This window comes from Halorubrum tibetense, from assembly GCF_042661865.1.
Classification (GTDB): domain Archaea; phylum Halobacteriota; class Halobacteria; order Halobacteriales; family Haloferacaceae; genus Halorubrum; species Halorubrum tibetense.
Window position 1 is genome coordinate 1 of sequence record NZ_JBHSWW010000299.1, and the last position, 2,841, is coordinate 2,841.

The 2,841-nt window shown below is 69.6% G+C and carries 5 protein-coding genes; 1 reads left to right on the forward strand and 4 read right to left on the reverse strand.

All coding sequences use genetic code 11. From position 1 onward, the window contains the following. The 4 genes from ACFQEU_RS14015 to ACFQEU_RS14030 all read right to left on the reverse strand — a co-directional run. Positions 1 to 356, reverse strand: a 356-nt coding sequence (locus tag ACFQEU_RS14015; RefSeq protein ID WP_379783152.1) for an urease accessory protein UreH domain-containing protein, incomplete at its 3' end; no start/stop codon positions are given. Positions 357 to 435: 79 nt separating this feature from the next. Further along, positions 436 to 909, reverse strand: coding sequence for a hypothetical protein (locus ACFQEU_RS14020; RefSeq protein ID WP_379783154.1), 474 nt, complete (start codon positions 907 to 909; stop codon positions 436 to 438). A gap of 1 nt (position 910) precedes the next feature. Then, the gene (locus ACFQEU_RS14025) at positions 911 to 1,327 is read right to left on the reverse strand and encodes a cupredoxin domain-containing protein (protein WP_379783156.1); all 417 of its coding nucleotides are present in this window, start codon (positions 1,325 to 1,327) and stop codon (positions 911 to 913) included. Between the two features lie 161 nt (positions 1,328 to 1,488). Then, positions 1,489 to 2,280, reverse strand: a complete 792-nt coding sequence (locus ACFQEU_RS14030) for a helix-turn-helix domain-containing protein (protein ID WP_379783158.1) — start codon at positions 2,278 to 2,280, stop codon at positions 1,489 to 1,491. 136 nt (positions 2,281 to 2,416) lie between these two features. Between ACFQEU_RS14030 and ACFQEU_RS14035 the strand changes: the two genes are divergently transcribed. Next, positions 2,417 to 2,841: phytoene desaturase family protein (locus tag ACFQEU_RS14035; RefSeq protein ID WP_379783160.1), on the forward strand; the 425-nt coding region annotated here is incomplete at its 3' end.

The following is a 2,841-nucleotide window of genomic DNA, read 5'->3' on the forward strand; positions in this document are numbered from 1 at the left end:
TCGTTGACGAGCACGACGTCGCCGACCGCCCCCAGCGCCGCCCCGATAAGCGCGTAGCTCGCGGTTCGGCCGAGGTTGAACAGGGCGTGTTGGCGCACCTCGTAGGTCGTGAGGTGGCCACCGCGTCCGCGATCGGTCGTACCCGCCGCCCCTGCCGAACTCGACCCTGCCGAACCCGCTCTCTCCGTCGCGTTCGTCCCGCCATCGGTCCGGCTCCCGGCCGTCGACCCGCCGTCCATTCGGGCGGCGTACGTCGTCACGAGGGGACCACACATCCCGATACAGTGGGCTCCGCCGAGCAGCCCGATGGCGAGAAACAGGAGGACGTCCGCGCCGAGCAGGGTAGATGGGTCCATCGCGTGTGTCACCGCGGGTTAGGGCCGAGCGTGCTAATGGGTTTCGTCGAGAACGGTCCCACGTCCGAACGGACGCGGATCATCGATCGTTCAGCTCTCGGACCGTGAGCACGGAGAGAACGGCCAGCAGCGCCGCCTCCACGAGCTTCGAGGCGAACGCCAGCGAGTCGTCGAGGAGGTGGACGGCGATCAGTCGGAGAGGCCCCAGATCGGAGTGGCCGCCGTGTGCGGGCCGCCCCGGCCAGAACGCGCCGTGGTCGAGCACCGTGTGCCACGCGGCGTAGCCGCCGAGGAACACGACCATCAGGGCGATCCCGCCGACGTACACGGGAAGCGGATCGAACCCCTGGAGGACGAGCAGGACACCCATGAGCATCGCCATCGTCGCGAGCAGGAACGCCGCGGGCCGGGGGTCATGGAGGATCCCGAACCGGAGCTGCTGGGTCGCGACCGGCAGCGCCCAGTACAGGTGGATCCCGGCGACGACGGCGGCGAGGAGGCCCGCGACCCGTCGCAGCGAACGGTCGGACGCGACTCCCCGACCGGCGGTCATCTCACTCACCCTCCACGAACACGGTCGCGTACATCCCGCCAAACTCGTGGGGGATACAGACGTAGTCGTAGCGGCCCGGCACCTCGAACGTGTGGCTGAAGCGGTCCCCGTTCTCGAGCCGGCCGCCGAAGTCGTCGTGCCACGCGTCGCGAGCCGTCCGCTCGTCGTCGAAGCCGCCGGAGGCGAAATACGCAGCCTCGTCCGGGATCCCCCCTTCATACGCGGTGACGGTGTGGTTCCGTGTGCTGGTGTTCTCCCAGACGACGGTGTCGCCGACCGACACCGTGAGCTCGTCCGGGACGAAGCCGTCGGCGGTCATCCCGACGTCGTATCCCTCGTCGAGACAGCCGGCCAGCGCGGCGGAGGCACCCACCGTCGCGCCGCCGCCGACACGCGCGAGGAACCGTCTCCGATACATGTACGACGGTAGGAGCGTCAATCGTTTGAATATCGCGATCAGGCCCGGGAGGCGGGAATCGCCGCCGGCCACAACGACCGACCGTCACCGGCCACAACGACCGACCGTCACTACCGTCCGTTCCCCCACGCAGCTGTTCGGCACCCTATGCGCCGAATACGCTACCCGTCGGTTCCGTGTTCGTCGACGAGCGCGCCGACAACCCGACGCTGGGCCGCAGCGAGGTGTTCGGCGAACGTCGACCGGGCGATCCCCACCGCATCGGCGACCTCGTCGGCGCTGGCCTCGCGCGGGTACGCGAAGTACCCCATTCGCCGAGCCGTCCGCAACACCTCCCGCTGGCGGTCCGTCAACCGCTCGCGGTCGATCACGATGGGGTCGGCACGGCGGGCGCTTCCGGACCGGGTGAGCCGATCGAGAGTGACCCTCGCGCCCGCCGACTCCAGCGCCTCAACGACGTCCCCGAGCGGGTCGACCGACGGGAGATGAATGGAGAGCTGGAGCTGGTCCGGATTCGTCCGAACCGTCGCGTCCGTCACGGGATAGCCGAGCGCCTCGACCGCCCGATACGGACAGTTCCCCTGCGTGGCGACCCGACGGCGGTACACGTACCGACCGTCGGCCGCGAACACTGGCTCCGCGGGGATCGGTCGGTCGGTGCGGAACTGTTCGACCGTGACACCGTCGAGCGCCGTCACCCGGACGTCGCTGGCGACCGCACCGTCGGGGAGGATATCGACGACCGGACACCCCGGCGGGTCGTGTGCGACGAGCCGCGCGCGGAGACCCGGTTCCGTGGAGCCACCGGAAGCCGCCGTGTCGGTCCGTTCCGTCGGCACACGGTCATCGTTCGATCCGGGCGGGAGGAAGCCGTCCGTCGCTCGACTCGACTGCGGGGTGGCCTCTGACGTTTCCGACGAGGTGGCGTCGGGGGGATCCGACGTACCGGACATGTCTCACGGTCCGTGTTCGACGAATAAAACATCGGAGCCGAACGAGTTCGTCCGGGAACGGTCTCGGCACGTCGTATATAAAGTCCCGTCGTGCGACGGCGATGATACTCACGGCTGGGCGCGTACGTGTGAAACGATGACAGAGCGATCGCTCGGGGACACGTCGGTCGGTATCGTCGGGGGCGGCGTCGGGGGACTCGCCGCCGCCGCGTATCTCGCGGACGCCGGCGCGTCGGTGACCCTCTACGAGCGCGAGAGCCAAGTCGGCGGGGTCGCGGGCCGGATCGAGCGCGAGGGGTTCCGCTTCGACACCGGCCCCTCCTGGTACCTTCTGCCCGAGGTGTTCGAGCGGTTCTTCGGGGAGTTCGGCCACGAGCCCGAGGAGTTCTACGACTTGGAGCGGCTCGACCCGCACTACCGCGTGTTCTGGGACGACGGAGACCGCGCCGACGTGCCCGCGAACCCGGAGGCGGCCGCCCGGCTGTTCGAGTCGTACGAGGACGGGGCGGGGGCGGCGTTCCGCGACTACCTCGCGGACGCGGCGGAGGCGTACGAGCTGGG